The sequence below is a fragment of the Acinetobacter sp. AOR14_HL genome, assembly GCF_027855175.1.
GTDB classification, from domain to species: Bacteria; Pseudomonadota; Gammaproteobacteria; order Pseudomonadales; family Moraxellaceae; genus Acinetobacter; species Acinetobacter calcoaceticus.
The window spans coordinates 346360-372218 of record NZ_JAKTII010000005.1 but is presented as its reverse complement, the minus strand read 5'-3'; the positions used below and the strand labels follow the sequence as shown (position 1 = coordinate 372218).

Here is a 25859-nt window from a genome sequence, read left to right as displayed (position 1 = left end):
TGGTGGGGGCGAAGAGACTCGAACTCTTACACCTTGCGGCGCTGGAACCTAAATCCAGTGCGTCTACCAATTTCGCCACGCCCCCGATGGCTGTGTATATTAGCGATAAGATCTAACAGTGACAAGTGTTTTTTTTCTAAAAAAAACTGACCGTGTAAATTGTATACAGATACTAGATCGATGATTTTTATAAGTTTGAATGTGCTTTTAAACAATTCAGCGCTTCAAACGCGTTTGCGAACCTATTTTTTTGTTGTTTTTGCAATAAGCCTGAAAGTAATGGATAAAAATTCATAAACTGTATTGGTAATTGAATGGTTAAATTTTGGCAATGCAATACTGCCCAATCATAGTAATTCCCTGCTTCTAAGCGAGTTTGGGTTAACCATTCATACACAACAATTCCAAATGCATATAAATCGCTTTGTACACTCTTGCCATGACCTTGATAGAGTTCAGGTGCCATATAACGTGGTGTTGCATCCATCACTGAATCTGAACTCGTCAAAAGTCGGGCTTTCTCAAAATCAATCAAGTAAGGTTTTTGCTGAAACTTTCGAAAGTGTTCTCTTTTAATATCTCCATGAATCCAACCCAATCTATGAAGTTCCGAGAGCTTATCTAGCGCGAACCAAATCGTACGGTACACATCTGTTAAATGATTTTCATTAGGCAACGAACCAAACCACAAATCAGTATCAGGTAAAATTAAAACCTGACCTAAAGAATGGTTTAATTGAGGAATGGTACTAACTTCGATTAATTTATGGGGTAAAAGCCATGTTGGATTTTTATTGTTAATTTCTTCGTAAAACAATTGTTCGTGTATAAAGTCTTGCTCACTTTGAACATACGTTTCAGGCAAATGATATTTTAACCAGTAGTTTCTAGCATCTACAGAACATGTCCATAGATGCCGTCCTAAAGCTGAACTTCTGGGCTTTGTAACATATGTTAAGTTTTCTATATGAGAAGCAAAATCATGCTTCAGCATAGTACGACTCTGGCTGTTGTTGCTTTTCTTCAAAACGCAAAACTTCTAAGCAATGCTGAATCGTCTTACCAATACGAGCATGGGTCTCAATCGAAGAAATTTTTGGCCAAGTCGCACGTTCCCCTTCTCGTTGCAAACGTTTAAACAAATGTGGACGCGGGTTTTGCAAAGTATAGGTATAGTGACTCAAGCCATATTTAGCAATGATATTAACATCGCCATAATAACGCTGCCCCATTACGCCATATCCATGATCGAGTAATCTCCTAATCGGAGAAATAGAACCAAGTCTTTGACGGGTAAAGTCCATAAGTCCCATCGACAGTACTTTGCCTTGACGTCTTAAAATACGTTCGGGCCAACTTAAAACGTCTTTACGAAAACGGTCAGCATCATTTTGCATAAAGGGCACAATATGCGGGTTAACCTGACTGGCGATGGTGTAGTTCAAATTATATAGACGCGCCATTCTTTCTTGCGGAAAATCATTTCTTACACTGCCATCAACCCATTTTGTATTTGCCATATAAGGTGTATGTTCACCGTCATAACGTTTACTGGTTAAACGCACTGGTGGAAATAATACAGGTACAGCACATGAAGCCAACACAGCACTCCATACCAAAACGTTCGGGGTCATAATGGCATTCATAATTCGCGGGTTTTCTGTTGCATCATAGGGTGCAACCGCAACATTAATATTTAAACCAGATTTTTTGAAAGCTTCCTCAAAAGTAAGATCACCTAAGTTTTCAACAAGGAATTTTTTCAAATAGTGCACATCGGCAATTCCACCATTTCCCTTAATGAGTTCACGAAGTTTTCTAAAATGGAAAGCATCGCTAAAGAATTGTTCTCCATTTAATAAATTTTGAACATCTTCACTGGCAGAAGTTCCAAGCATGCCTGTCATAATTGCCCCTGCACTTGAGCCAGACAACACTTTAGGCATTAAATCCTGTTCAATTAAAGCTTTACACACCCCTGTGTGAAAAAGACCTAAAGTCGCTCCACCCGAGAACATAAGAGCCGGTTGTCCATATGCCTTTTCACAATTTTCAAAAAACTCAATTTTTTCTTTCCGTTGGAAAGTAATACATTCACTTGAAGCTATATAGGCCAAGCTTTGGCTAACTTCTTCAATATAGTCTTCAATTAGTTTTTTTGTGCCCACATGAGTTGCAGCAAAAAGCATTGGGTGACCAATATTTGCAATATCATAGGTTAGGCCTTCTTTGAGTAAATAAATGAGGTCTAGCGTTCGATGTTGCTGGCGGTATCTTTTCAGTAAGGTATATCGATAAGAAATGAGTTCAGCATCAAAATAAGGTGAACTATTATCGAATTTCCACTCTTGCACCCCTGTTTCTTCATCTAGTTTTAATGCAAAAGACTTCCACTCTTCATAAGATTCAGCCATGTCTAATTGACGTTGTAATTTTTTGATACGGTAAGCCTGATGCGGATTCATATCACTTCGTATTTTTTCAAACATATTTCGTCCTCATCTTCACAGATGATTTTACTGAATAGACATGACCACACTATGCGCGGTCTGAACATTTCAATCAATTGCAAAACTGATAAACTGTATAGCAACAACTTTTTTGTCAGCCTGTTAATTTCGGTGTTAGTATCCTAGTAAATTACTGTTTAACATGATTGACTTACCATGGCTACCATTGATTTACCAGACAATTTAGTTCAGACATTATCACTTGTATTAAATCAGTTACAGCAGGTCTTACCTGAACCTAAACAAGAGACAGATTTTACTGCACCTGCCTTTAGATGGGAAAATCAGCAACTTAAAGCCATCTATACTCCAAAGAATATTTATTTAGATGACTTAAAAGGCATTCAGCGCCAAAAAGAAAAAATCATTCAAAATACTTTGCAATTTTTAAATGGCTTACCAGCAAATGATGTTCTTCTAACTGGCTCACGTGGTACAGGTAAATCATCTATTGTTCGTGCTTTATTAACTGAATATGCCCCTCAAGGGTTACGTTTAATTGAAATTGAACGTGATGACTTGGCAGATTTACCTAAAATTCAAAAACTCATTCAAAATCGACCTGAAAAATACATCGTATATTGCGATGACTTGGCTTTTAATGCTGAAGATGAAAACTATCGTAGCTTAAAAAGTGTATTGGATGGCTCATTACAATCTGGTGCGAGTAATTTTATTATTTATGCGACCAGCAACCGTCGCCATTTGTTACCCGAATTCATGCATGAAAATACACCTGTAACCAAGGTCGATGTTCCTCAATATACTGAACTACACCCTCAAGAAGCGATTGAAGAAAAGATCTCTTTGTCAGATCGTTTTGGTTTGTGGTTATCTTTTTATCCAATGGATCAAAATTTATATTTAGAAATCGTAGAACATTATATTCAAAAGGCAAATATGCCTTTTAATGATGAAGTTCGTGCCGAGAGTTTACGTTGGTGCCAAATGCGTGGTCAGCGCTCTGGCCGTGCTGCTTACCAGTTCTCAAAGCATTGGATTGGCTTAAACGGGTTAAAACAGTTGTCTAATAATTAAATGACGAATGTCCCGCAAAGCCTTGGCTTTGGCCTGAAAACCGCTTAGATTTGGCAGTTGTTTTTCATAACCTAAAACAAAGATAGTCCTATTCTTATTTAGGTTTATATATGAAAAAACAATTGCCAAAAATTTCCATAGGCAGCAAAGTCCTTGGTAAAAGCTTATTGCTCGCGCAAGGTGCCTTGGATCAAGCAGAAAAATACTCAACTATTCCTTTTACTCAGCCTCATATCATCCGCCCACGAGTTGACGAAAAATATTATAGCTGGACACATTACGGTATCTTTTTTCCACTTTTACCCGAACCGCATCGTTGTCTAAACATTATGATTTTATTAGGCACGCCTGGTGCGCTAGCCTTTGATCATGACAACATAATTAATGAAGACCCCAGAAAAACAGCCACGTTCTTTTCAAGTACAGCAGCACTTGAGCAAGCTTTGCTTAAGGCTTATATCATTCCCAAAGATACACAAATTAATAAAGATGGGAGCTTAATAGAATTAGGCAAAGAAATTTCAATTCAAGGAAAATTCCCGCAAGTTCATATCCATGGACGTTATGATGGGCTTGTTTTCGACTTTGATATTGATGTTACAACACATGTTTCATGGTTTATAAAAACACCAATTTATGATCATTTTAGTTTATTGGCAAAATTTAAAGGCTTTTTAAGTTATCAAGCAGAACACATTGAAAGTGAAGGACTCTGTACGTATGAATATGCACGAGCAGCTGGTCCACATAGTTTCATAAACAAACTTCTTCCTGACGCTTATAAACTGCCGCTTGATTTTTTTACTTATCAAATTATTAATTTAAACGAGACCACTCAACTTCTTCTTACTAAAGCAGATATTGCAGGACAGACGGTCGCTTACACCCTCCATATTAGATATATTGATCAGCCAGCTGAAATTTATACAGATGTTAGCTTTGACGTTATTTCTCATCAAGTCGATGACTACATCTCACCGACTGGGGAAAAGATGCGACTTCCGAAATACTTTTCGTGGATTGCTCGAAATGAGAATAAACAAATTATTTTGAATATTCAGGCAGAAATTGACTGCCCATTCCGCTATGGTCATGGGCGTGGTTATGCTAGTGGCTATAAATTTACTGGTAATTACTTCGGCAATGAAGCTCAAGGCCGTGGTTATATCGAATACATTGATATCGAAAACCAAGAAGCTTTTAAATAGGAATACTTTTACTCAGGAATAGTTAATTCCGTCATTGGCCAACGTGGTGTCGTGGTTACAGCCAAACCATCATGTTGTCCTGCTTTTAACCGTTGATAACCAGCAAAAGCAATCATTGCACCATTATCAGTACATAAGGCAGGTTCAGCATAGTAAACTTGTGCCTTAATTTTACCCAATGAAGTTTCCAATTGTTCACGTAATCGTAAATTTGCGCTTACGCCACCTGCGATAACTAAACGTTTCAGTCTAGTTTGCTTTAGAGCTTTTACTGATTTTTTTACCAAGGTATCTACAATTGCTTCTTGGAATGAAGCTGCAATATCCGCGTCTCGGTTTTCACCATTCAATTTTTTCAATTGCACAGAAACTGCTGTTTTTAAACCACTAAAAGAAAAATCTAAACCTTGGTGAAGCATTGGTCGCGGAAATTCAAATGCTGACGGATTACCACTTAAAGCTAATTTTGCAATATTGGGACCGCCTGGGTATGGCAAGCTCATCATTTTTGCAACTTTATCAAAAGCTTCTCCAGCTGCATCATCAATAGACTCACCCAAGAGTTCATATTGACCAATGCCGTGAGCTGCCATTAATTGTGTATGTCCACCTGAAACTAGCAATGCAACAAATGGAAATTCAGGTGGCTGACTTGAAAGTAGAGGTGCCAACATGTGCCCCTCCATATGGTGAACGCCAATTGCAGGTTTATTTAAAGAAAAAGCTAAAGTTCTTCCAAATAAAGCCCCTGTCATTAAGGCTCCCATTAAGCCGGGACCACGCGTATAAGCAACTGCATCAATCTCTTGTTTTTTTATTCCACTTTGTTCAAGCAGTTGATTCATTAAAGGAATTAATTTTCGAACATGGTCACGAGAAGCAAGTTCAGGTACTACTCCACCATATTCGGCATGAAGTTTAATCTGGCTATAAAGAACCTGTCCCCGCAAGCCGAGTTCGCTATCATAAAGTGCCAACCCTGTTTCATCACAAGAAGTTTCCAAGCCTAAAACAATCATCAAAACTGCCTTTTATATGAGTCAAAATATTGCAATCGCTATTATAGACTTGTGATATGAGTTGTAAATGAGTAAAATACTGACCTTCACTTGTGATCTGGCACAATAGTGTGCTTGATCTTATCCATAATCTAGAGGATTTTACATGCCACAAGTTAAGTTGAAAGAAGGCGAACCAGTTGACGTAGCTATCCGTCGTTTCAAACGTTCATGCGAAAAAGCTGGTGTTTTAGCTGACGTTCGTAAACGCGAATTCTACGAAAAACCAACTCAAGAACGTAAGCGTAAAAAAGCTGCTGCAGTTAAACGCTACCAAAAGAAATTGGCTCGCGAATCTGTACGTACTACTCGCCTTTACTAATTAATTTGTGATTGACTGCTGAATTATGACTACTTTAAAAAACCAAATTACTGATGCATTAAAAACTTCTATGCGTGCCAAAGATATGGCAACAGTGACGGTTTTGCGTAGTCTACAAGCAGCAATTAAGCAAATCGAAGTCGATGAGCGCATAGAGCTTGGCGACGCTCAGGTTCTTGCGGTCATTGAAAAGCAAATTAAACAACGTAAAGAATCGATCAAAGCCTTTGAAGGTGCTGGTCGTGATGATTTAGCTAGTAAAGAACAAGCCGAAGCTGAGATTTTATCTCAGTTTCTACCAGAAGCTATGACTGAGGAAGAGCTTGATTCTCTCATTGAGCAAACGATTTCTGCTCAAGAAGCAACTAGCATGAAAGATATGGGTAAGGTGATGAATTCTCTACGTCCGATCATAGCCGGGCGTGCCGATCCTTCTATCGTTTCAGCAAAAATTAAAGCTAAATTAGCTTAATTTCCTCTCTTAAATTTTATATTCCTTCAAACCAAAATTCCTTTTAGTTTGTGCATATTTGCATATCTGAAAATTTTAAAAGATATATTTTTAGATTTTCATTCGTCGCTCATCTTGCATTTGTTTTAATCTACTGTCTATTCTAGCCGACATTGCTTGATTATCTTTTGCTAATCGTTGAGCATGCAACATCGATTTAATTGCATTCTCTTCACTCCCCGACCAATATTCAGCTTCTGCTCGATAGCGCAAAACATTAACTGCTCTCAACTTTCCTGCCTTGTCCAAATTAGCAGCTTGCTGTAAAAATTGCCAACCTTGTATATCTCTTGGATTTTTATTAATAAATCGTTGAACAAGCGTTTGAACTTGTGCAAATTTTCCTTGACGTAATAGCACTTCAGCCAATTTATAGCTAAAAGCTCTATTTTCAGGCATAGTCATTTGTGTAGAAGCAATTGAAGTATAGGCTTGATCCAGCTTGTTTTGCCCTAGATAAATATCTGTCTGCAATAGCACAACAAGAGGTTTTCCACTAGATTTGGCTTGATCTAAGGTGGACTGCGCCTGTGCATAATCACCTTGTTTTACGTAAAAAGCTGCTAAAGCAATAAGACCAGCAATATTTTTTTGAGAGGCCAAACTCTGTAGTTGATTTTCAGTAGCCTGATTTGAAACCACCATTGTGTACCATTTTAAAATTTCAAAATCGGCATCATATATATGATTTTTGACTTTAGGCATCTGGTTCGCACGAAGTCGAGCTTCACTCATACGCTCAGTCGTCAATGGATGAGTCAGCCAGAAATCTGGTAAAAAACTTACCCGACTCGTCGCACGGTGCATTGTTTCAAAATAGTCTGCCATACTTTGAGGGTTATAACCCGCTGCATACATATATTGCATGCCAATACGGTCTGCTTCACGTTCCTGATTTCGACTATATGTTAATTGCTGATCCATTAGTGCAGCTTGTGTCCCCAACATCACTGCTGCCCCAGCATCTCCACCGCCCTGTGCTGCGATTGCCACACCTGCCAAAAGCCCAGCCAAACTTAATAAAGTTTGCCCCTTAAAGGCTTCCTCTGAACGACTAAAATGTCTTTGAGATACGTGTGCAATTTCATGCGCCATAACCCCAGCAATTTCATCAATATTGCGAGCTGAAGCAATAAGGCCAGTATTAAGCGCGAATAAGCCACCCGGAACAGCAAATGCATTGATTTGTGGATCTTTAATTACAACCAGACCAATAGGCTGACCAAGTTGAGTCTCACTCAAAATACTTGAAAATACTTGGAAAAATTGGTCTTCGAGCCAGATATCTTGGAGAACTGGCATTTGTTTATGAACTTCACGGAATACTTTTTCACCAATAAATTTTTCTTTTTGTTGATCAAGCAAGCCTATCCCACTTCCAATATTTGGAATTTCCACCTGATTCGCAGATGACCGAGGGTCGAAAGACTGTGCATACGCAGCATTTGCTATAAAAGTCGCACTTAAAATAACTGGCAAAAATCTCAAAAGTTTTTCTCTATTAAAATTAAACCATAAAAAAAGTCTACTGATGTGAACCATAAAAAATGATGTTCAATCAATAGACTTTTACTATATCACTGGAAATCGACTAGTTTTGCAATGAAGTGTTATTCATCACTTATATAAAGTTTGGGTTTACCAGATATCTAGGTGTTTTATCCTCTAAAGCCTCAACCAGATTTTTATAGGCAAGATTTGCCATTTTTTTACGGGTTTCAGCAGTAGCTGAACCCACATGAGGTAAAGTGACTACGTTCGGCAATTTAAACAGTGCTGAATCTTGTAAAGGTTCTTTTTCATACACATCTAAACCAGCAGCAAAGATCTGATTTTGCTGCAAAGCCTCAATCAAAGCCTGCTCATCAACTACCGAACCGCGCGCAATATTAATAAAAATAGCGTGTTTTTGCATAAGCTCAAATTGAGCTTTGCCCATTAAAGCTTTCGATTCGTTATTTAAATCAACTGCGGTTACTACAAAATCAGACTGTTGTAGTAATTGATCCAAACCAAGATATTGTGCGTTTAATGGCTCAGCTAATTCAGGCTTTTCACGACGATTATGGTAAACAATATTCATGTTAAATCCATAAAAACCACGTCTAGCAATTGCAGCCCCAATATTGCCAAGTCCAATAATTCCTAGTGTTTTTCCAAAAACATCTAAACCGAATTGCTGAGGCCCTACAGTTCTTTTCCATTCACCTTGCTTTGTCCAATGATCAAGAAAAGGAACTTTTCTAGCAGCGCTTAGTAATAATGTAAAAGCAAGATCAGCTGTTGTTTCTGTTAAAACATGAGGCGTATTTGATAACCAGATTTTTCTTTGATTTAAATAAGCCAGATCATAATTGTCATAGCCCACCGTTACAGATGAAATAATTTTTAGTTTTTGGGCTGGCGCAAGGTTATTTTCATTGAGTAACCGTCCTGCACCAATCATCCCGTCAGCATCTACAACGTGTTGTCGTATTTGTTCATTAATATCACCCAGTTTTGGGTTAAGAACTACAACATGATAATTCTGTTGTAATCGAGACAAAATTTCTTCATCAATTTGGCTAAATACTACAACTTTTTTCATGTAAATCCCTACTACTCGTTGTTATCTTGCATTAATTTCCATAACCTTTTTTTAAGGAGTGGTTTCTCCAGCATTTCTTTCAAACTTGCTAAATAAATAATATTCGCGTGTTGAATATAAGAACAGTCACCAAGACACAATATCTTTTTCTCTGCTGCGACAGCATCTAAAAAGCCTTGTATATATGAACCAGCGCCCCGTTGATCTTGATAAGTCGCTAAAGGAAAAGGCCATTTTAATTCAGCATACTGCCCTATTTTTGCTTTTTGTATGTTACTCCAAAGCTGTTTTTCTTCTTCGCTTAAATTCGTAACATCTAAAAAAATAACACATTTTTCAAGAGAAAAAGCCTGCAACTCAAATGATGCAATCTTAATTACAGGTGCTTGCACTTCATTGTGAGGTGCTATAACGGGCTGAACACCTATTGAAACTGGCGCCACAATTTCAGGTTCAACTTTTGGAATGTCGTTGATTTGTGGCTTTGTAGGCTGCTCAAAAACGACTGGTTCTACAGAAGGCAATATAATCGGTTCAGGTTCTTCAACAACATGATCTCGCCAAAGGCTTTGAGTATTATTTTTTTGGCACACCTGTGTCTTAGGAATCCATAAATCAATTCCTAAAGTTGCCAGTATATTTCTTTGCTGCCCAATCATGTTTGAATCAATACCTCTACTCAATCTACATTCTAACGGGCTTCAGTTTTTTTTTCAGTTTTTTATTTCGTTCAGCTGTTTTTATAATCGTAGATGTCTTTTAAATAATCATAACACTATTTCTTTTTTGCATTTGCTCAACAATTTCTTCTGTCTCAAAGCCGAAACGCCAATAAAGCAATTCAAGTACATCCAACTCATCTTGAGTGATAATGCGGTCGCTCCACAAGCACATTTCCGCAATCGCTAAAATACTCAGACGATCACGTAACAATAAACCCGCAATATCATTTAAAATTTCAGCCAAATCTAAAGGCTCATCCGAAATTTCATCATAAATATTCATTTCATCAGGATTGAGCAAAGAACGTAAAATACGATCACGTACTTCTAACTGGTTTGGGCTGTTAATTTGTTGAACATGAAGTAAAGCATCAACCAAGCGAACAATTTGGGGTTTTACTTCTTCAAATGCAGTTGGTAAATGCAGCGGCATCAAATTCAGTTCATATTTAACCCGCTCTAACAAAAGTGCATCCAACAACCCAATCTCACCATCTTCTTGAATAATGAGCGCTAGTTTTGTGAGAAATTGCCGCGCAATGCTTGCCGGCATATGTCCAATATTTTTACAGGCATCATGGAATATCTGAATATGAATACGACCATCCAGATTTAATAAGGCATCAATAATGGCATGGCTAACTGGCGCATCTTTAGGGATGAATTCTCGATATTGACGAATCATCAAAATAGCCACCATTACTTCACGTGACCCTGTAGCTGTTTGTAGCGCACGCTGAATTAACTCAGGACGCTTTTTATTGCGACGCACATCACTACTAAGGGGCTTAATCGCATCATTTAGTGCAAAACTAATAGGCGACAATCTTAATAAAGGTAGGGGCTGTGGAGATGACCATGGAATATAAATCTCTTTTTCAGATTCTTCTAAAAAATGAAATAAGCTAAATAACGGACGGTTACGTAGTTTTTTCAAATTTTCTAATTGTAAATCTTGAAGCAAAGTCGGGTTTAATTCATAAATGCGTTCACGAATACTCGGATGAATATTCATCCAGCTTTGAGGGCTAAGTGAGTTTGCAAAACACATATGTGCGATTGATTCGGAATAAGCACTATGAATTTGAGAACCCGAATGGTGGACGTAAATACGCAATAAAGTCTGAGTATTCGAACTATTTTTTAATAATCGTACTGTTTTTTGGTCATTACGAAATGTGCGTCCACTCAGAGTTAAGTATTTAATAAATCGAGTGATCAATACCCCAAGGCTACCCGCTAACCAAATTACACCACCCACCGCAACAAAGACTGTTTCAAATTTATGTTTATAGCCTGGGCTATAGCGTTTAAAACCTTGTTTCGCTAATTTACTGCCCCACTGGCTAAATGTTGTTAAACCACTATATAAAATCTTTAATTTAGTGTTTTCAACTGCTTCACCCGATAAAATTTGATTAAACTCATGGCCCAACAAGCCATATAGCTCAAGTTTATCTAGATTTTGCAGGGCTCCCCACGTCAAAATAATCACAATATCTTTAGGGTGAAAACCTGCTGTGAGTGCATTAACCCCAACTTCATCAGGTAAAACATACAAGGTTGGAACTTTTAGTGAGAAATTCTGCGCCAAATTTTCTGTAATTTTTAATGCTGCAAGTTCTTCTGGGGTACTTTCTTCTTTCACCAAACGGCGTGCTTTAAGTTGTTTCGCTAAAGAATGTCCACCTTTACGCAGGATATAAAGTTCGGTAACTACAGACCAAACCATAATAAAAAGTAATAGTGCGACAAAATAAGGACTTAAAGTGTGCCACCAAATGGGCTGACTATAATCAAAAAAATGAACGAGCAAACCTAAAATTAAATTTAAAATAAAAATAGTAAGCAGCACAGCAACCAAACACATAGTGATGGACCATGCCATATTCTTATTTTCGATTAGATAGTGGCTTACTTCTTTCAATGTAAATAATCCCAATTACATTGTTAGGTTTCATCATAAAAGAAAAAAGCGGGAAACACCCGCTTTTTTCAGCTATTCCTATTCTTCTTTAATGCCTGTTAAATCTACAGAAGCTGCGTCAACATTCACATCAATGTAACCATCTTTTTTCTTTTTAGCAGAATCATTACGCTTCTGCTCCAAATTATTTAGATAAGCACCATCAATATCACCTGTTACATAGATTCCATCAAATACAGAGCAATCAAACTCAGTTAGATCAGGCACTTTGCTGGTACGTACAGCATTTTTCAAGTCTTCCAATTCTTGGAAAACCAAACGATCCGCACCAATAATTTCTTGGATCTCTTCTACGCTGCGTTCTGAAGCAATTAGCTCAGTTTTAGCAGGCATATCAATACCGTAAACGTTTGGATACATAACCTGAGGTGCAGCTGATGCAAAGTATACTTTTTTTGCACCAGAATCACGCGCCATCTGAATAATTTCGTTACAGGTTGTACCACGAACAATTGAGTCATCAACTAATAAAACGTTCTTGCCTTTAAATTCCAACTCAACAGGGTTTAATTTCTGACGTACAGATTTTTTACGCTGTTGCTGACCTGGCATAATGAAGGTACGACCGATATAACGGTTTTTCATAAAACCTTCACGGAACTTAACACCTAGAATATTTGCAAGTTCTAATGCTGAAGTACGGCTCGTATCTGGAATTGGAATAACCACATCAATATCGTGGTCTTCACCCCAGTCACGTAAAATTTTATGAGCAAGCTTTTCACCCATTTTTAAACGGGCTTTATAAACTGAAATTCCGTCAATGATGGCATCAGGGCGTGCAAAATAAACATATTCAAAAATACATGGGCGGTATTTTGGATTAGCTGCACATTGTCTTGTGAACAATTCACCATCAGCAGTGATAAAAATTGCTTCACCAGGTTCAATGTCACGCTCAATTTTAAAACCAAGCGCTGTAATAGCAACTGATTCAGAAGCGATGATGTATTCCATCTCGCCTTGTTCAGTCATACGTGAACCATAAATGAGTGGGCGGATACCGTTTGGATCGCGGAAACCAACTAAACCATGACCGGTAATCATCGCCACTACGCCATATGCACCTAGACAGCGCTCGTGTACGCGAGTAACTGTATGAAAAATATCATCTGGTGTAGGGTTTAAAGTACCGTTCTTCTGCAACTCATGCGCGAATACGTTCAAAAGAACTTCTGAGTCCGAATCTGTATTCATATGACGTAAATCTGTTTTAAACAGGTCATCATGAATGTCTTCAGCATTGGTTAAATTACCATTATGTGCAAGCGTAATACCGTAAGGTGAGTTCACATAAAATGGTTGTGCTTCAGCACTGCTAGCAGAACCAGCAGTTGGGTAACGCACATGGCCAATACCATAATTACCAAGTAATGCTCTCATATGACGAGTATGAAAAACATCACGCACCATACCGTTATCCTTACGAAGGAAAAGACGGCCTTCATGGCAGGTTACTATTCCAGCTGCATCTTGCCCACGATGTTGCAACATCGTTAAAGCATCAAACAACATTTGGTTCACTGGCGATTTACCGGCTATACCAACAACTCCACACATAGCAACCTCGCAGACAAGCTAGGAATTAATAAAAAGGATTCTTTGTCGAATGGTCGGATCGGTTTTCTAAATCTTCCGATTCGTCCATTGTTTTTGAAGGGGTGCTTGATGCACTACCTCCAGATGTTATTTGATGAAATGCCTCACTCGCTGCATCTTTAGACAGCTCAGTCGCTAAAGGTGCATAAGGCAGTAAAAACTGTATAAGTATGGACTGTTTCCAGTTTGGTGAACTTTCAACCCAAGGCCCTACGCCCTGCATTGTAATCAACACAACTAACAAGCCTTTTAAGGAACCAAAAGCACCACCTGCTAAACGATTTAATGGCCCCAATTTTAGACTTTTCAAGAGGCCATTTAAAAATGCAGTGACGATCCATGTTAAAACAATGATCATAAGTGCTATAAATGCGAAAGCTGCAATTTTTTGAACAACCGGATCATGACTTAAACCCGACATGGACGGCGCAAGGAGGACAGCATATTTTGCACCCATAATTAATGCAATGATCCATCCTACCAAGTTCGCAAAGGCTTTGATAAATCCTTGTCGCAAACCGTTTAGCCCCCCAATGAGCAAAAGTATCAGAATAATGATATCAATTGTGTTCATATTCACTTAAGTCATGGCTGCAACACATTGTTTCACTAATATAGGACCGGTATAAATCAATCCGCTATAGATCTGTACTAGTGTTGCTCCAGCTTGCTGTTTGGCTGCTGCTTGTTCACCCGACAAAATTCCACCCACGCCAATTAACGGGATTTGTCCTTTTAACGTTTGGGCAAATAAACGTAAGCATTCGGTACTTTTTTCAAAAACAGGCGCACCTGATAAGCCACCCGACTCATTACCATAAGGAAGATTTTCTACACCCTCTCTAGATAAAGTCGTATTGGTAACGATTAAACCATCAATTTTAAATTGCAATAATTGCGCTGCAATAAACTCAACATCTTCTGCTGTTAAATCAGGCGCAACTTTTAAAACCAAAGGAACATAATGGTTATATTGCTCGGCAAGCTCAAGTTGTCTTTCTTTTAAGGTTTGCAATAATTCAGTTAATGCATCACCACTTTGTAAACTTCTTAAGTTCTTAGTATTTGGAGATGAGATATTAACGGTAATATACGAAGCGTAGTTATAAACTTTCTCAAGGCAAATCAGGTAATCATCAACAGCCTTTTCTACAGGCGTATCTGCATTCTTACCAATATTGATACCTAGAATTCCTTTAAATTTTGAAGCTTTAACATTCTCAACAAGTTTATCAACACCATCATTATTAAAACCCATGCGGTTAATAATGGCTTTCGCTTCAGGAATACGGAACAATCGTGGTTGTGGATTACCCGACTGAGGACGAGGTGTAATTGTTCCAATTTCAATAAAACCGAAACCCAGTCCGGCTAAAGAATCAATATGTGCACCATTCTTATCAAGCCCAGCCGCTAAACCTACCGGATTTGGAAATTCAATTCCCATACAGGTTGTCGGTTTTGATTCTACGCTCTGGCGGAGCAGGCCGAACTTATGTGCTTTATCAAGCATAGATAATGTTAATTCATGGGCACGCTCTGGTGCTAAACTAAACAACATCGGGCGAGCAAGTGAATATAACATACCAATCACAGTCTACTGATTTTAGGTAGGCATATTATAGGCACAGGCAGCACAAAACACCATGCTTAAGAACAGCATATTTTAATATGTTATTGAACCGTCGCTGTTAATTTAATCTGTCCATCACTTGAAACCATTTCCATTTTTTCAATACTTAAGCCCATTTGCGCAAGTTGGGTTAAAAAGTTCGCTAAAATTGCATAATTCTGATGAGTAACAATAATTTGTAACTGCTCACCATTTTGTTGAGAAGTGACTGTTAAGCCTTGTTGCTGAGCTACTCGTTGTATTTTTTCCGATTGGCCTAATTCGAGTTCATTCGCTGGCTTCATGGTAACTGCATTACTCTGCATCCATACCATTAAATCTTTTAAATCATTTAACCGTTTTTGCTGTTGTTCTGCCAACGAATGCATTTTCCAAAGTGAAGCACCCACAATGGTAACCACAACAAAAATTGTAGTAAAGACCACCATAACCCGCTCACGCACAGTTAGACGATCTAAATATTGAGTGACTTGTTCAATCCACTGGTCAAAGCGGTTTTGCAATTGAGTTATCATTTTCATTATTGTATTTTCACCACCCCAATTGCCCCACCACCATCAGCTTGAACATTACCCAGCTCAGCTTTGAATCCCTGCTGGTTAAGTTGCTGTGTTAAAGCTTGCAAATCATCTGCCGACTTTGCTTTTAATGCCATGGTCAGTGTTGAAGCATCATAATTTAACTGCTGAGCTAAAATTTGTCTTTGCATTAAAATAGGTCCAACACGGCTCAATAAAGAAAGTGCTTGTGTATCACCTTGCTTACTCATGCGTAAATGACTTTCAAATTGGCTTTTTATATTTTGCTCATTTACCCGACTTGAAGGACCAAACCAATATTTATATTGCTCGACCGTCTGTTCGGCGGTTTGATTAGCCACATTTCTTAACTTTATCCAACGCAAAAAATCATAACTAAACTGGACCACTATAATTGCTAAAACAATAGCGGCACACGCTTTCCAGTACCCAGAAACAGTATGCTCTTGTCCTTTAGCTTTAGGCAGAACATTAAAAAGATGCTGTTTGGGTTTATCTAAACCCTGAAATTGATAAATAAATTCAGAATGATGTTCTGCATCCGAGGCTGCCACCAAGCTTTCGAGTTGCTCTGTTGTCAAACCACTATATTGATAATGAGTTTCGACTGATTGAAACTCTAAAAATAATGCTAAATCATCTAGCGAATTACCCACCCATTTACTTTCACGCACAAGTAATTTCTGGTCAATATTACATAAGACCACTTGCTGCTCTTGAGGTTCCGGTAAAATCAGAAAGTCTGGCAATAAAGCAACGAGTTTAATAGGCAGCAAAGCCATTGCATGCTGCCATGTTTCAACTGTTGTTTTTGCCACTCCCAATACGGTTAATTGATCAGCATGAAAATGATGCACTACTTTCATATGATCAATAGGCAAAGTTACAAATTCTTCAAGCAAATATTTAACACCATCTGCCCCTAGTTGCTTGTAATGAGACTTTGCCATGTGCTGCTGGAGTACCTGAGCATGGCGACTAGGGAAAAAGATGACAGCTTCTTTTCCTTGATGTAATTGCAGGTCTTGTATTAATTGATCAAGACTTGCTGCCTGCAACCAGTTTTCTCCGTTAGACCAATGCCATATTCCATTGGTTTCAGGCATCCATAAATACAGCATAATGGGCTAAATGACCTTTTAATTATATTGTGGGTATAAAACTATTTTTTTGTGTTGATAAACCAGTTGCAATAACAGCCTGATCATAAATTCGGGCTTCGGCAAGTGCAAATGGATTAAAGTTTTCATGTGTTAGTAGTTCAGCAATATGCCCTACCACGTTCATATGACACACGACTACAATTGACTCATAAGGAACCTGAGACAACCACTCAACTGCTTCTTTCGCATTATCATCTGGTTTAATTTTATCGCATAACAGCACAGGAACATCTTTAAAATAAGCTTGAATATGCGCCAATGTCTCTTGAGCACGCAATAAAGGACTAACTACAAAAATATCAGGCTTAACAATATCTTTTAAAAATGTTGCTGTCTGCTCAGCTTGAGCATGCCCACGAGCGGTAAGTGGACGCTTAGTGTCATTACCATTCACTGGAGGAGCGGCTTCCCCATGACGAACCAATGTCAGTTGCATAAATATTCCTTGTTAATAATTCTTGCATTATAACCGTAATTTATGACATTTCTTCTTCAGACTTCATGATGAGGTAAAACAAACTCAACATCACTACGGTGTCCATTTTTCATAAGAGATAAGGCAATATTTAAAGGTGGCGCACCCTCGAAAATAACCTCATATAAGGCATTGGTAATAGGCATATACACGTCAAGTTCTTCTGCCTTACCACGCACCTGAACAATCGTATTAATTCCTTCCGCAGTTTGCCCTAACTCTTTACTCGCTTGATCAAGTGTTTTACCTGAACCTAAAGCATAACCAATCTGATAATTACGGCTTAAAGGACTATTACAGGTTGCAAATAAATCACCAACACCAGATAGACCTAAGAACGTTAGCGGATTTGCTCCTTGTTTGACTGCAAAACGGCTCATTTCGGCCAAAGCACGCGTTAAAATCATACTCTTGGTATTTTCACCAATCTTGTAAGCAGCGCCAATTCCCATTGCAACTGCATAAATATTTTTAAGTGCGCCCCCTAATTCAACACCATGCACATCATCACTACCAAAAACTCGGAATAAAGCACTATGAAGAGCATGCTGCACAGCATAACGAACTAATTCAGAATCACTGGCAATAACAGTACCAGATGGCATACCTGCCATAATCTCCTTAGCGAGATTTGGTCCAGATAACACCCCATAAGGAACTTCTGGCAATTCTTCACGAATAATATCGCTCATGAAGCTAAAAGTTTTAGCCTCGACCCCCTTCGTTAGAGAGACAACCGCTTGTGCAGTAATAAAAGGAGCAATTTGTTTTAATACATCACGAAATGAATGACTAGGAATTGCCACCAAAATAATATCTCGATCACATACGGCTTGTTCAAGGTCAGACACAGCGCGTAATGATGACTCTAAAACAAAGTCTGGCAAATAACGTTTATTAATATGGGTTTTATTAATTTCTTCTGCTGTTTCGGCATCACGAATCCAGATCATGGTGTCGCAACCATTACGTGCAGCTAAATTGGCCATCGCCGTACCAAAGCTACCTCCACCTAACACAGTAATACGTAATGCTGTTTTTTTATCAACCGCAACAGGTTCCACTAAATCTGTAAACTTAAATTCAGCCATGCTTTATTATCCTATTTCTTACTTTTGAGGCTCGTTAAGCCTGCCAAACCTTTACAAATTCTTTACTTTCAATCTCTGCACGCGGTGCAATCGCTTTAGCTGCTGTGCCCACATAAATAATACCTGAAATTAAATCATGTGGTTGCAATCCTAAATGCTGCTTTAACCAATTTGATTCAACAATCGCGCCACTACGCCACATGGTGGAAAAGCCTTGAACTTGTAAAGACAATAAAAGGTTCTGTACGGCAGCCCCTGTACTTAAAATCTGTTCAAAATGCGGAACCTTAGGATGGTCTTGCAATTGCGTAAGCGCTAAAATTAGTAAAGGCGCGCGGAAAGGATGTTGCTTAACTCGTTCAAGTTGCGCTGAGTCAGTTTCACCCAAATCAGCCAGTGCTTTTGCTAAAACCTCACCAAATGCAGCACGTTGTTCAGCCTCGATAACAACAAAACGTGTTGGTTTAAGTCTATGATGGTCAGGAGCAGTTAAAGCAGCTTGAAAAGCCAACTCTAATTGATCTGCATTTGGTGCAGGCTCAATCAATTGGCCAATAGATTGACGTTGGTGAATATTCTGATGAATTATCTGTGTTGCTGAATCCGTCATTAATATTGATCTAACTCAAAAAATTCAAAATAGATTAGCATAATCTACAGATAATCCACCATTGTATCTAGAACATAAAAAACAACGAGCTCATGCTTTGACATATTTTTAAGACAAAACATCAAAACTAATACAACGTCTTCAAAGTCAATTAGAAAACTTGTGTTCAAATAGTGAGATCTTTTGACGATTAACGATATTAGGTGAAACATGAAAAAAATAATTTTAGCGAGTGCGTTGAGCAGTGTTGTTTTATTACTAGGAGCTTGTGCCACTACCCCTAAAAACACCTTGGCGGTTCAAAAAGAAAATAATCAATTTGAAGTCACAGGCATTGGTAAAACAAATCTAATTGCAAAAAATAATGCGATTACTGCCGCTCAAAAAACTTGTTCAAAAAATACTACGCCCGTTGTTGTAGATGAAAAAACAACATACAACGGCGTATTAAAAGATGTGGTAAGCGAGAAAACAGGCCAAATGGTTGAAGCAGCAGCTGGTGTGATTGGCACATTAACTGGTAAAAATGCATCTCTAGCGAAAGATGATGATTATCAAACAACACTTACTTTCTATTGCAAAATTAATTAATTAAAAAAAATCCCAATCAAATGATTGGGATTTTTTTATTAGCAATAACCCTCTATACGGGTTAATGGCAATTTCTTACCAATTGCTTTTTCAATTTCCGGCAAGTAAAAAGCATCATCTTCTGAAAGAAAACTAATACTTACACCTTGTGACCCAGCACGGCCTGTACGACCAATACGGTGCACATAATCGTCTGACTGCTCAGGTAAGGTATAGTTAACCACATGAGATACGCCATCAACATGAATACCACGGCCAGCAACATCAGTTGCGATCATGATGTTATTTTTACCCTGCTTAAACTGGTCTAACATTTTTAAACGTTTATCTTGAGCAATTTCACCTGAAAGCATCCCGACCCGATACCCATCTCTCTTTAAATGGTCATAAAGACGGCGCACTTGATCACGTCGATTAGCAAAAATCATGACTTTATCGATAGGCTCTTCGCGTAAAATATCTTGCAGCAAACGATATTTATCTTGTTTAGCCACTACATAAACACGTTGCTCAACATCGTTATTGGTTTTTTGCTCAGGCTCAATTTCAACAGTGATTGGCTCAAACAACCATTGTCTCGCCAAATTAAGCACATCATAACTAAAAGTAGCCGAGAACATGAGGGTTTGACGTTCTTCCTTACGCGGGGAATAACGCACGATACGTTTTACAGAAGGAATAAAACCCATGTCCAATAAGCGGTCTGCTTCATCAATGACTAGGAATTCAATTTGATCGAGCCAAACTTCTTTTTGTTCTACAAAATCAATTAGACGCCCAGGTGTTGCAACCATGATATCGACAAAATTAGCATCTAGCTGTTTCTTTTGCTTATCAAAATCTACACCACCTAATAGTGTCACGACGTGTAAATCTGAAAATTTTGTGAGTAACTTCGCATCGCTTTCAATTTGCAATGCCAATTCACGAGTAGGCGCCAAAATCAAGGCACGTGGCTCACCACGAAAGCGCTGCTCTTGAATCGGGTTATGTAACAAGTCATTAATTACACTAATCAGGAAAGCAGCAGTTTTACCTGTTCCTGTTTGTGCTCTACCAATTGCATCATGCCCGCCCAACGTATATTTTAAAACCTTTTGCTGAATCGGGGTCATTTGCTTAAACCCTAAAGCATCAATCGCCTTTTTAAGTTGCGGATGTAAATTCAAGGTTTCAAAACCAGATGTCATAAATACGTGCTCTAACAAACAATCTCTCTAATGAGAAGATCATTATAAACAAAAACGCCCCAATTCAAAAATTGGAGCGTCCGTGATTCATCAAAAGATGAATTAGTCTAAAGGCTGAACGTTCTCAGCTTGAAAACCTTTTTGACCTTGTACTACACTAAATTCTACGCGTTGGCCGTCACGTAAAGAACGGTGACCGTCACCAACGATTGCACGGAAATGAACGAATACGTCGTCACCGCCGTTACGTTGAATAAAGCCAAAACCTTTAGTGTCGTTAAACCACTTTACTACGCCTTGTTCGCGAGCTGTCATAAGTCAATCCTCAGATGTTGAAAAAAGGACCTTCCGGTGTTGCAAACAGCAGAGCAAACAAGTTTTTAAAATATTTATAATCTTAAAGCTTGTAATCATTCTGTGAAACTATCAACAATTTCCGGTTACATCCATTTGTTATAGGATTTTTAAACCAATTTAAGTGTGTGGTAAATCCTAAAACGGTTCGAGCTTACCACGGGTTTATGACAATTAATAGAATTTTTTTCAATTATTCCCCCTATTTTTAGTCCTTTTTTTAAACAGCTTATTACAATATTTTTTATAGGTAATTGCTTGTTTCTTCTTTTATAAAATGTGCGGTGTTTATAAAAAAATTTGTTAGAATAATCTTTTTAGTTGTTTTGATGATGAATGACCAACACTTCTTCTACTACAGCACTTATTGAAATTAATGCCTTGGGCCAACCTTGTCCGATGCCTTTATTAATGCTTAAACGCGAACTCAAAAAAGTATCGGGTAAACAGCTATTTTTATTAAAATCTTCTGATCCCCATAGTGAAATAGATGTAACTCGTTACTGTGGTTTACATCATTTTATGTGTCAAACCACACATATATCCGAAAGAGAATTTCACTATTTAATTGAAACTCAATAATTCTTTGATAAACTAAAAGATTAGAAATTGCATAAAATTTTACATTTCTCTACCCAATTTTCCTTAATTATGAAGCTGATTCAAACTAAGATGAATTTATTGGTTATCCCATCCGATCCTATAAGGAGAAATCATGAGTGACAGCAGCAATCAATTGATGCCCCTGTCATTGTCTGCGCCCGGTGTAAACCTTGGTGCATATATCAGTACTGTCAATCAGATTCCTATTTTAACGGCCGAGCAAGAAAAAGAACTTGCTGAACGTTATTATTATGACCAAGATCTTGATGCCGCAAAAATGCTGGTAATGTCGCATTTACGTTTCGTCGTTCACATTGCGCGCAGCTATGCAGGTTATGGCCTACCACAAGGCGACCTTATTCAAGAAGGTAATTTAGGCTTAATGAAAGCCGTGAAGCGTTTCGACCCAAATATGGGCGTGCGTCTTGTATCTTTTGCCGTCCACTGGATTAAGGCAGAAATTCACGAATACGTTATCCGTAACTGGCGTATTGTCAAAATTGCAACGACCAAAGCACAACGTAAATTATTTTTCAATTTACGTAGTTTAAAAAAATCGAGTAAAAAATTAACGCTCGAAGAAGCTCAATCGATTGCGAATGACTTAAATGTAACTGCAGAACAAGTTCTGGAGATGGAAGGTCGTTTAACCGCTTATGATGCTGCTTTCGAAGCTCAAGGTGACGACGACGATGACACCCCACATACTGCACCGGCATTGTATCTTGAAGATAATCGCTATGATCCAGCCCGTTTAGTCGAAAATGAGGACTGGGAAGAGCAAAGTACATCTGCCCTACATAATGCAATGGATCAGTTAGATGACCGTTCGCGTAATATTTTACAACGTCGTTGGTTAGATGATGACAAATCTACTCTCCACGAGTTAGCGGCCGAATATAATGTATCAGCAGAACGTATTCGCCAGCTTGAAAAGAATGCAATGGAAAAAATTAAAATTGCCATGTCTGCAAGCTAAAATAAGTTTAAAAATAAAAGGGCGATTAGCCCTTTTGTTTTATCTGGCTATGTTTAGCCAACCCAATCTATGATAACGTTGCCCTTCATTATTCATTTGCGTTTTTTGTTATGTGGATTGCCATTTCAGCCCTTAATCTTGCCTTTGCAGTCATGTTGGGTGCTTTTGGAGCACATGGTCTTAAAGCTCACGCGAGTCCTGAGCAACTTGTTTGGTGGCATACTGCAACCGACTACTTTTTTTACCATGCTTTAGGTCTCTTAGCACTTGGTATTTTAAGCAAAGTTATCCTTACGTTCCCCATTAAATTGCCATTCATATTGATTCAGATTGGTATTTTATTCTTCTGTGGTTCACTCTATATCATGGCGCTTGGATTACCGAGAATTTTAGGGGCAATTACCCCAATTGGTGGAGCATTTATGATAGCTGGATGGCTCGTTTTGGCTTGGAATGCCCTCAAATACGCAAAATAATTGGAATGTGATCATGCAAATTTATTTAAATGGCGAATTAACGGACACGCCTTGTCAAAACCTAATGCAGCTCATTCAGGCTTTGGCACTTGAAGGAAAAAGATTTGCGGTCGAATACAACCAGCAAATTATTCCAAAAAGCAAATTAGAGCAGATTTCTATCGCTCAACATGACCGTATCGAAATTATTCACGCTGTTGGCGGCGGCTAAGTCGGAGTTATCCATGCAAGACACCCCTCTCATTATTGGTTCACGTTCTTTTCAATCTCGTTTATTGGTAGGAACTGGCAAATATAAAGACTTAAATGAAACAGATTTAGCCATTCAAGCGAGTGGTGCAGAAATCGTTACTGTTGCAATCCGCCGTGTGAATATTGGACAACATCCAGATCAGCCAAATTTACTCTCTGTCATTCCGCCAGAAAAGTATACAATTTTACCAAATACCGCAGGTTGTTTTGATGCTGACAGCGCAATTCGTACTTGCATGTTAGCGCGTGAACTTCTAGACGGTCACAACTTGGTAAAACTTGAAGTTTTGGGTGACGAAAAGACCTTATATCCAAATGTAACCGAGACTTTAAAAGCGGCACGTACTTTGATTGATGACGGTTTTGAGATTATGGTTTACACCTCTGATGACCCGATCATTGCTCAAGAACTTGAAAGTATGGGCTGTGTTGCAATTATGCCTTTAGGCAGTCTCATTGGTTCAGGTTTAGGTATTTTAAACCCCCATACTATTTCAATTATTAAAGAAAATGCAAAAGTGCCAGTTTTGGTAGATGCAGGCGTTGGTACAGCAAGTGATGCAGCTATTGCAATGGAACTTGGTTGTGATGGCGTGTTGATGAATACCGCGATTGCAGCTGCTCAGAATCCTATTTTGATGGCTTCTGCAATGAAAAAAGCTGTTGAAGCAGGACGTGAAGCATTTTTAGCTGGTCGCATGCCACGTAAACGTATGGCAAATGCAAGCTCACCAGAGACAGGTTATTTCTTTAAATAATTTATTTCTAAGGAATCACTGATTTTTCAGTGGTTCCTCCCCCCCTCATATAACCATTTTTAATTTTCTAAAAGTTTTAAAATCTATATCGCTTTATTCAAATCAACAGATCTAAATTCTTATATTTACTTAGGCTATGCCTAATGTCCTCTGTAAATTTTGCTTTGCTCTTAACTCAAAATTCTGTTGAAAATAAGTCGTCTGATAAAGTGGCTCAGACTGATAAAAATGCGCTAGAACATCTTTTCTTTTGATTGAATATACTTCTGGATCGACCCAAGCATATTCCTGCTGAATTTGCTGTTCATATTGCATAAAACGTTCTGGAGTTGCTGCCAAAATAGCTAAATCGATATCCAATAAAAATTGTAAATCCAACTCATCAGTCGGTATATGTTTTTGTGTGGCAAGAATCCACTGCTTTATTTTCTGAGCGGTATTTACTGGTAAATCTTGAGCCATACATTGCTCAAAGAGTTCAGCACTTTTAAACTCATTGTCTTTAGCTTGTGGGTTATAGATCGCATCGTGGAACCAGAGTGCCAATGCAACCGCATAGGCATCATTCAAATCAGATCGAACTGATTCGAGTAAAGCCAAGCATTCATATAAATGTTGAACCGTATGATAGGCCCGCTGCTTTTCACTATAAGCAGCGATGAGTATATTTAAGATTTTTTGTGGCTCAGAAAAATGATAATGCTGATGCAGCTCAAACCAAACATGTTCCAGTTTTAATAAGTAAAGCTGCATCATCATATATTAACCACGCTTAGGATTATTGCTCATCGCGTTTAAATACTAGCTCTTTTGCTGATGAGCTTTCAGCATCAAAGTAGTATCCATCGGTATTGAACGCTTTAATATCCTCAGCTTTATTTAATTGGTTTTCAATCATAAAACGAGCCATTAAACCGCGTGCTTTTTTCGCATAGAAACTAATGACTTTATATTTGCCATTTTTCTGGTCAAGAAAAACAGGCTTAACAATTTCAGCCTTAATTTTCTTCTCGTTGACCGATTTGTAATACTCATCTGAAGCTAGATTTACAAGTAACTCAGATTTAATTGCCGCCAAGTCTTCATTAATCTGGTTCGTGATAATTTCACCCCAGAACTCATACAAATTATGACCACGTAAATTTTTTAATTTAGTGCCCATCTCAAGACGATAAGGCATCATTAGATCTAAAGGACGTAGTAAACCATATAAGCCAGATAGCATACGTAAATGCTGCTGTGCAAAATCAATATCTTTATCTTTTAAATGATAGGCATCCAAACCTGTATACACGTCACCTTTAAATGCATAAATTGCCTGACGAGCATTTGAAAAATCAAACTCAGGCTTCCAATCTCTAAATCGGTCTGCATTCAATGTGGCAATTTTTTCACTAACACTCATTAAACTCGCAATTTCCGAAGCAGAAAGTTTACGGCTAACATCAATTAATTGTGCTGAGTGTTCTAACAAGCGAGGCTGAGTAAACTCATCTGTAGGTAACGCTGTTTCATAATCCAAAGTTTTTGCAGGAGAAATTAAAGCAAGCATAGACAACCTGAAAAAATTATTCTTAATCCCAACTATAACAGTAGATATTTT

29 protein-coding genes and 1 tRNA gene are annotated in these 25859 nt (G+C 38.2%); 10 read left to right on the top strand and 20 right to left on the bottom strand.

From position 1 onward, the window contains the following. The 3 genes from MKL38_RS06895 to MKL38_RS06885 all read right to left on the bottom strand — a co-directional run bounded on the left by MKL38_RS06895 (position 1) and on the right by MKL38_RS06885 (position 2489). Positions 1-85: transfer RNA gene (locus tag MKL38_RS06895), tRNA-Leu, on the bottom strand. Positions 86-187: 102 nt separating this feature from the next. Continuing rightward, a complete protein-coding gene (locus MKL38_RS06890; RefSeq protein WP_270902875.1) occupies positions 188-994 on the bottom strand; it encodes a protein kinase domain-containing protein in 807 nt (268 codons plus the stop codon). Beyond that, positions 981-2489: a DUF3336 domain-containing protein gene (locus tag MKL38_RS06885; protein ID WP_005306944.1), complete on the bottom strand. Its 1509-nt coding sequence runs from the start codon at positions 2487-2489 to the stop codon at positions 981-983. The genes MKL38_RS06890 and MKL38_RS06885 overlap by 14 nt, the downstream gene beginning before the upstream one ends. A 177-nt stretch (positions 2490-2666) precedes the next feature. On the opposite strand from MKL38_RS06885, the gene MKL38_RS06880 reads away from it, so the two are divergent. Both MKL38_RS06880 and MKL38_RS06875 read left to right on the top strand, forming a co-directional pair. Further along, entirely contained in the window at positions 2667-3548 is an 882-nt protein-coding gene (locus tag MKL38_RS06880) for an ATP-binding protein (RefSeq protein WP_270902874.1), read from the top strand. 110 nt (positions 3549-3658) lie between these two features. Next, entirely contained in the window at positions 3659-4756 is a 1098-nt protein-coding gene (locus MKL38_RS06875; protein WP_270902873.1) for a DUF6670 family protein, read from the top strand. 8 nt (positions 4757-4764) lie between these two features. Here MKL38_RS06875 and tsaD read toward each other — a convergent pair whose 3' ends face one another. After that, positions 4765-5775, bottom strand: coding sequence for a tRNA (adenosine(37)-N6)-threonylcarbamoyltransferase complex transferase subunit TsaD (tsaD, locus tag MKL38_RS06870; RefSeq protein ID WP_270902872.1), 1011 nt, complete (start codon positions 5773-5775; stop codon positions 4765-4767). Positions 5776-5920: 145 nt separating this feature from the next. Here tsaD and rpsU point away from each other — a divergent pair, with 145 nt between their 5' ends. Together rpsU and MKL38_RS06860 are read left to right on the top strand one after the other, a co-directional pair. After that, the gene (rpsU, locus tag MKL38_RS06865; RefSeq protein WP_001136722.1) at positions 5921-6136 is read left to right on the top strand and encodes a 30S ribosomal protein S21; all 216 of its coding nucleotides are present in this window, start codon (positions 5921-5923) and stop codon (positions 6134-6136) included. A 25-nt stretch (positions 6137-6161) separates the two neighbouring features. After that, positions 6162-6608: a GatB/YqeY domain-containing protein gene (locus tag MKL38_RS06860; protein WP_003650763.1), complete on the top strand. Its 447-nt coding sequence runs from the start codon at positions 6162-6164 to the stop codon at positions 6606-6608. 90 nt (positions 6609-6698) lie between these two features. Here the strand turns inward: MKL38_RS06860 and MKL38_RS06855 are convergent, their stop codons facing one another. The 12 genes from MKL38_RS06855 to MKL38_RS06800 all read right to left on the bottom strand — a co-directional run bounded on the left by MKL38_RS06855 (position 6699) and on the right by MKL38_RS06800 (position 19053). Beyond that, positions 6699-8126, bottom strand: coding sequence for a M48 family metalloprotease (locus MKL38_RS06855; RefSeq protein WP_270902881.1), 1428 nt, complete (start codon positions 8124-8126; stop codon positions 6699-6701). Between the two features lie 142 nt (positions 8127-8268). Further along, positions 8269-9234, bottom strand: coding sequence for a 2-hydroxyacid dehydrogenase (locus MKL38_RS06850; protein ID WP_003650760.1), 966 nt, complete (start codon positions 9232-9234; stop codon positions 8269-8271). Between the two features lie 11 nt (positions 9235-9245). Then, positions 9246-9893: a hypothetical protein gene (locus MKL38_RS06845; protein WP_270902880.1), complete on the bottom strand. Its 648-nt coding sequence runs from the start codon at positions 9891-9893 to the stop codon at positions 9246-9248. A 100-nt stretch (positions 9894-9993) separates the two neighbouring features. Then, the gene (locus MKL38_RS06840; RefSeq protein WP_035360185.1) at positions 9994-11883 is read right to left on the bottom strand and encodes a M48 family metalloprotease; all 1890 of its coding nucleotides are present in this window, start codon (positions 11881-11883) and stop codon (positions 9994-9996) included. A gap of 78 nt (positions 11884-11961) precedes the next feature. Next, positions 11962-13503, bottom strand: coding sequence for an amidophosphoribosyltransferase (gene purF, locus MKL38_RS06835; protein ID WP_003650754.1), 1542 nt, complete (start codon positions 13501-13503; stop codon positions 11962-11964). Positions 13504-13528: 25 nt separating this feature from the next. Continuing rightward, positions 13529-14116: a CvpA family protein gene (locus MKL38_RS06830; RefSeq protein ID WP_198079786.1), complete on the bottom strand. Its 588-nt coding sequence runs from the start codon at positions 14114-14116 to the stop codon at positions 13529-13531. 6 nt (positions 14117-14122) lie between these two features. Then, a complete protein-coding gene (locus tag MKL38_RS06825) occupies positions 14123-15127 on the bottom strand; it encodes a quinone-dependent dihydroorotate dehydrogenase (RefSeq protein ID WP_017391991.1) in 1005 nt (334 codons plus the stop codon). 89 nt (positions 15128-15216) lie between these two features. After that, positions 15217-15696: a type II secretion system protein GspM gene (gspM, locus tag MKL38_RS06820; RefSeq protein ID WP_151743252.1), complete on the bottom strand. Its 480-nt coding sequence runs from the start codon at positions 15694-15696 to the stop codon at positions 15217-15219. Further along, complete coding sequence (gene gspL / locus MKL38_RS06815; protein WP_270902871.1) at positions 15696-16835, bottom strand: type II secretion system protein GspL; 1140 nt, start codon at positions 16833-16835, stop codon at positions 15696-15698. The genes gspM and gspL overlap by 1 nt, the downstream gene beginning before the upstream one ends. Positions 16836-16857: 22 nt before the next feature. Further along, entirely contained in the window at positions 16858-17313 is a 456-nt protein-coding gene (locus MKL38_RS06810) for a SixA phosphatase family protein (protein WP_003650745.1), read from the bottom strand. Between the two features lie 56 nt (positions 17314-17369). After that, on the bottom strand, positions 17370-18443 hold the full coding sequence (locus MKL38_RS06805) for an NAD(P)H-dependent glycerol-3-phosphate dehydrogenase (protein WP_003650743.1): 1074 nt from the start codon (positions 18441-18443) through the stop codon (positions 17370-17372). Between the two features lie 34 nt (positions 18444-18477). Beyond that, a complete protein-coding gene (locus MKL38_RS06800; RefSeq protein ID WP_270902870.1) occupies positions 18478-19053 on the bottom strand; it encodes a nitroreductase family protein in 576 nt (191 codons plus the stop codon). A gap of 210 nt (positions 19054-19263) precedes the next feature. Here MKL38_RS06800 and MKL38_RS06795 point away from each other — a divergent pair, with 210 nt between their 5' ends. Then, on the top strand, positions 19264-19644 hold the full coding sequence (locus MKL38_RS06795) for a hypothetical protein (RefSeq protein ID WP_005046134.1): 381 nt from the start codon (positions 19264-19266) through the stop codon (positions 19642-19644). Between the two features lie 38 nt (positions 19645-19682). On the opposite strand, the gene rhlB is transcribed toward MKL38_RS06795, so the two are convergent. Beyond that, on the bottom strand, positions 19683-20834 hold the full coding sequence (gene rhlB / locus MKL38_RS06790; protein WP_003650737.1) for an ATP-dependent RNA helicase RhlB: 1152 nt from the start codon (positions 20832-20834) through the stop codon (positions 19683-19685). Positions 20835-20936: 102 nt separating this feature from the next. Then, positions 20937-21149 (bottom strand): cold-shock protein, encoded by a 213-nt coding sequence (locus MKL38_RS06785; protein WP_000126912.1) that lies wholly within the window; start codon positions 21147-21149, stop codon positions 20937-20939. A gap of 375 nt (positions 21150-21524) precedes the next feature. On the opposite strand from MKL38_RS06785, the gene MKL38_RS06775 reads away from it, so the two are divergent. The 5 genes from MKL38_RS06775 (at position 21525) to MKL38_RS06755 (ending at position 24256) form a co-directional block, all read left to right on the top strand. Beyond that, positions 21525-21770, top strand: coding sequence for a sulfurtransferase TusA family protein (locus MKL38_RS06775; protein WP_004643450.1), 246 nt, complete (start codon positions 21525-21527; stop codon positions 21768-21770). Between the two features lie 133 nt (positions 21771-21903). Then, positions 21904-22770 (top strand): RNA polymerase sigma factor RpoH, encoded by an 867-nt coding sequence (gene rpoH, locus MKL38_RS06770; protein ID WP_003650733.1) that lies wholly within the window; start codon positions 21904-21906, stop codon positions 22768-22770. A 110-nt stretch (positions 22771-22880) separates the two neighbouring features. Further along, complete coding sequence (locus MKL38_RS06765) at positions 22881-23246, top strand: DUF423 domain-containing protein (protein ID WP_004643452.1); 366 nt, start codon at positions 22881-22883, stop codon at positions 23244-23246. 13 nt (positions 23247-23259) lie between these two features. Beyond that, positions 23260-23457, top strand: a complete 198-nt coding sequence (thiS, locus tag MKL38_RS06760) for a sulfur carrier protein ThiS (protein ID WP_003650729.1) — start codon at positions 23260-23262, stop codon at positions 23455-23457. Positions 23458-23470: 13 nt separating this feature from the next. Continuing rightward, positions 23471-24256: a thiazole synthase gene (locus MKL38_RS06755; RefSeq protein WP_003650728.1), complete on the top strand. Its 786-nt coding sequence runs from the start codon at positions 23471-23473 to the stop codon at positions 24254-24256. A 129-nt stretch (positions 24257-24385) separates the two neighbouring features. Here the strand turns inward: MKL38_RS06755 and MKL38_RS06750 are convergent, their stop codons facing one another. Then, positions 24386-25015: an HD domain-containing protein gene (locus tag MKL38_RS06750; RefSeq protein WP_270902869.1), complete on the bottom strand. Its 630-nt coding sequence runs from the start codon at positions 25013-25015 to the stop codon at positions 24386-24388. 19 nt (positions 25016-25034) lie between these two features. Next, the gene (gene yaaA, locus MKL38_RS06745) at positions 25035-25808 is read right to left on the bottom strand and encodes a peroxide stress protein YaaA (protein ID WP_270902868.1); all 774 of its coding nucleotides are present in this window, start codon (positions 25806-25808) and stop codon (positions 25035-25037) included. Positions 25809-25859: the final 51 nt, after the last annotated feature.

What these genes read in the sequence shown, in the direction of transcription:
- MKL38_RS06785 (WP_000126912.1), bottom strand. Translation starts at nt 21,149, where the DNA reads ATGACAGCTCGCGAACAAGGCGTAGTAAAGTGGTTTAACGACACTAAA.
- MKL38_RS06875 (WP_270902873.1), top strand. Translation starts at nt 3,659, where the DNA reads ATGAAAAAACAATTGCCAAAAATTTCCATAGGCAGCAAAGTCCTTGGT.
- MKL38_RS06845 (WP_270902880.1), bottom strand. Translation starts at nt 9,893, where the DNA reads ATGATTGGGCAGCAAAGAAATATACTGGCAACTTTAGGAATTGATTTA.
- MKL38_RS06800 (WP_270902870.1), bottom strand. Translation starts at nt 19,053, where the DNA reads ATGACGGATTCAGCAACACAGATAATTCATCAGAATATTCACCAACGT.
- MKL38_RS06880 (WP_270902874.1), top strand. Translation starts at nt 2,667, where the DNA reads ATGGCTACCATTGATTTACCAGACAATTTAGTTCAGACATTATCACTT.
- MKL38_RS06885 (WP_005306944.1), bottom strand. Translation starts at nt 2,489, where the DNA reads ATGTTTGAAAAAATACGAAGTGATATGAATCCGCATCAGGCTTACCGT.
- MKL38_RS06765 (WP_004643452.1), top strand. Translation starts at nt 22,881, where the DNA reads ATGTGGATTGCCATTTCAGCCCTTAATCTTGCCTTTGCAGTCATGTTG.
- MKL38_RS06825 (WP_017391991.1), bottom strand. Translation starts at nt 15,127, where the DNA reads ATGTTATATTCACTTGCTCGCCCGATGTTGTTTAGTTTAGCACCAGAG.
- gspL (WP_270902871.1), bottom strand. Translation starts at nt 16,835, where the DNA reads ATGCTGTATTTATGGATGCCTGAAACCAATGGAATATGGCATTGGTCT.
- MKL38_RS06750 (WP_270902869.1), bottom strand. Translation starts at nt 25,015, where the DNA reads ATGATGATGCAGCTTTACTTATTAAAACTGGAACATGTTTGGTTTGAG.
- yaaA (WP_270902868.1), bottom strand. Translation starts at nt 25,808, where the DNA reads ATGCTTGCTTTAATTTCTCCTGCAAAAACTTTGGATTATGAAACAGCG.
- MKL38_RS06810 (WP_003650745.1), bottom strand. Translation starts at nt 17,313, where the DNA reads ATGCAACTGACATTGGTTCGTCATGGGGAAGCCGCTCCTCCAGTGAAT.
- MKL38_RS06755 (WP_003650728.1), top strand. Translation starts at nt 23,471, where the DNA reads ATGCAAGACACCCCTCTCATTATTGGTTCACGTTCTTTTCAATCTCGT.
- MKL38_RS06805 (WP_003650743.1), bottom strand. Translation starts at nt 18,443, where the DNA reads ATGGCTGAATTTAAGTTTACAGATTTAGTGGAACCTGTTGCGGTTGAT.
- MKL38_RS06860 (WP_003650763.1), top strand. Translation starts at nt 6,162, where the DNA reads ATGACTACTTTAAAAAACCAAATTACTGATGCATTAAAAACTTCTATG.
- MKL38_RS06890 (WP_270902875.1), bottom strand. Translation starts at nt 994, where the DNA reads ATGCTGAAGCATGATTTTGCTTCTCATATAGAAAACTTAACATATGTT.
- gspM (WP_151743252.1), bottom strand. Translation starts at nt 15,696, where the DNA reads ATGAAAATGATAACTCAATTGCAAAACCGCTTTGACCAGTGGATTGAA.
- MKL38_RS06850 (WP_003650760.1), bottom strand. Translation starts at nt 9,234, where the DNA reads ATGAAAAAAGTTGTAGTATTTAGCCAAATTGATGAAGAAATTTTGTCT.
- tsaD (WP_270902872.1), bottom strand. Translation starts at nt 5,775, where the DNA reads ATGATTGTTTTAGGCTTGGAAACTTCTTGTGATGAAACAGGGTTGGCA.
- MKL38_RS06795 (WP_005046134.1), top strand. Translation starts at nt 19,264, where the DNA reads ATGAAAAAAATAATTTTAGCGAGTGCGTTGAGCAGTGTTGTTTTATTA.
- rpsU (WP_001136722.1), top strand. Translation starts at nt 5,921, where the DNA reads ATGCCACAAGTTAAGTTGAAAGAAGGCGAACCAGTTGACGTAGCTATC.
- MKL38_RS06830 (WP_198079786.1), bottom strand. Translation starts at nt 14,116, where the DNA reads ATGAACACAATTGATATCATTATTCTGATACTTTTGCTCATTGGGGGG.
- purF (WP_003650754.1), bottom strand. Translation starts at nt 13,503, where the DNA reads ATGTGTGGAGTTGTTGGTATAGCCGGTAAATCGCCAGTGAACCAAATG.
- thiS (WP_003650729.1), top strand. Translation starts at nt 23,260, where the DNA reads ATGCAAATTTATTTAAATGGCGAATTAACGGACACGCCTTGTCAAAAC.
- rhlB (WP_003650737.1), bottom strand. Translation starts at nt 20,834, where the DNA reads ATGACATCTGGTTTTGAAACCTTGAATTTACATCCGCAACTTAAAAAG.
- MKL38_RS06775 (WP_004643450.1), top strand. Translation starts at nt 21,525, where the DNA reads ATGACCAACACTTCTTCTACTACAGCACTTATTGAAATTAATGCCTTG.
- rpoH (WP_003650733.1), top strand. Translation starts at nt 21,904, where the DNA reads ATGAGTGACAGCAGCAATCAATTGATGCCCCTGTCATTGTCTGCGCCC.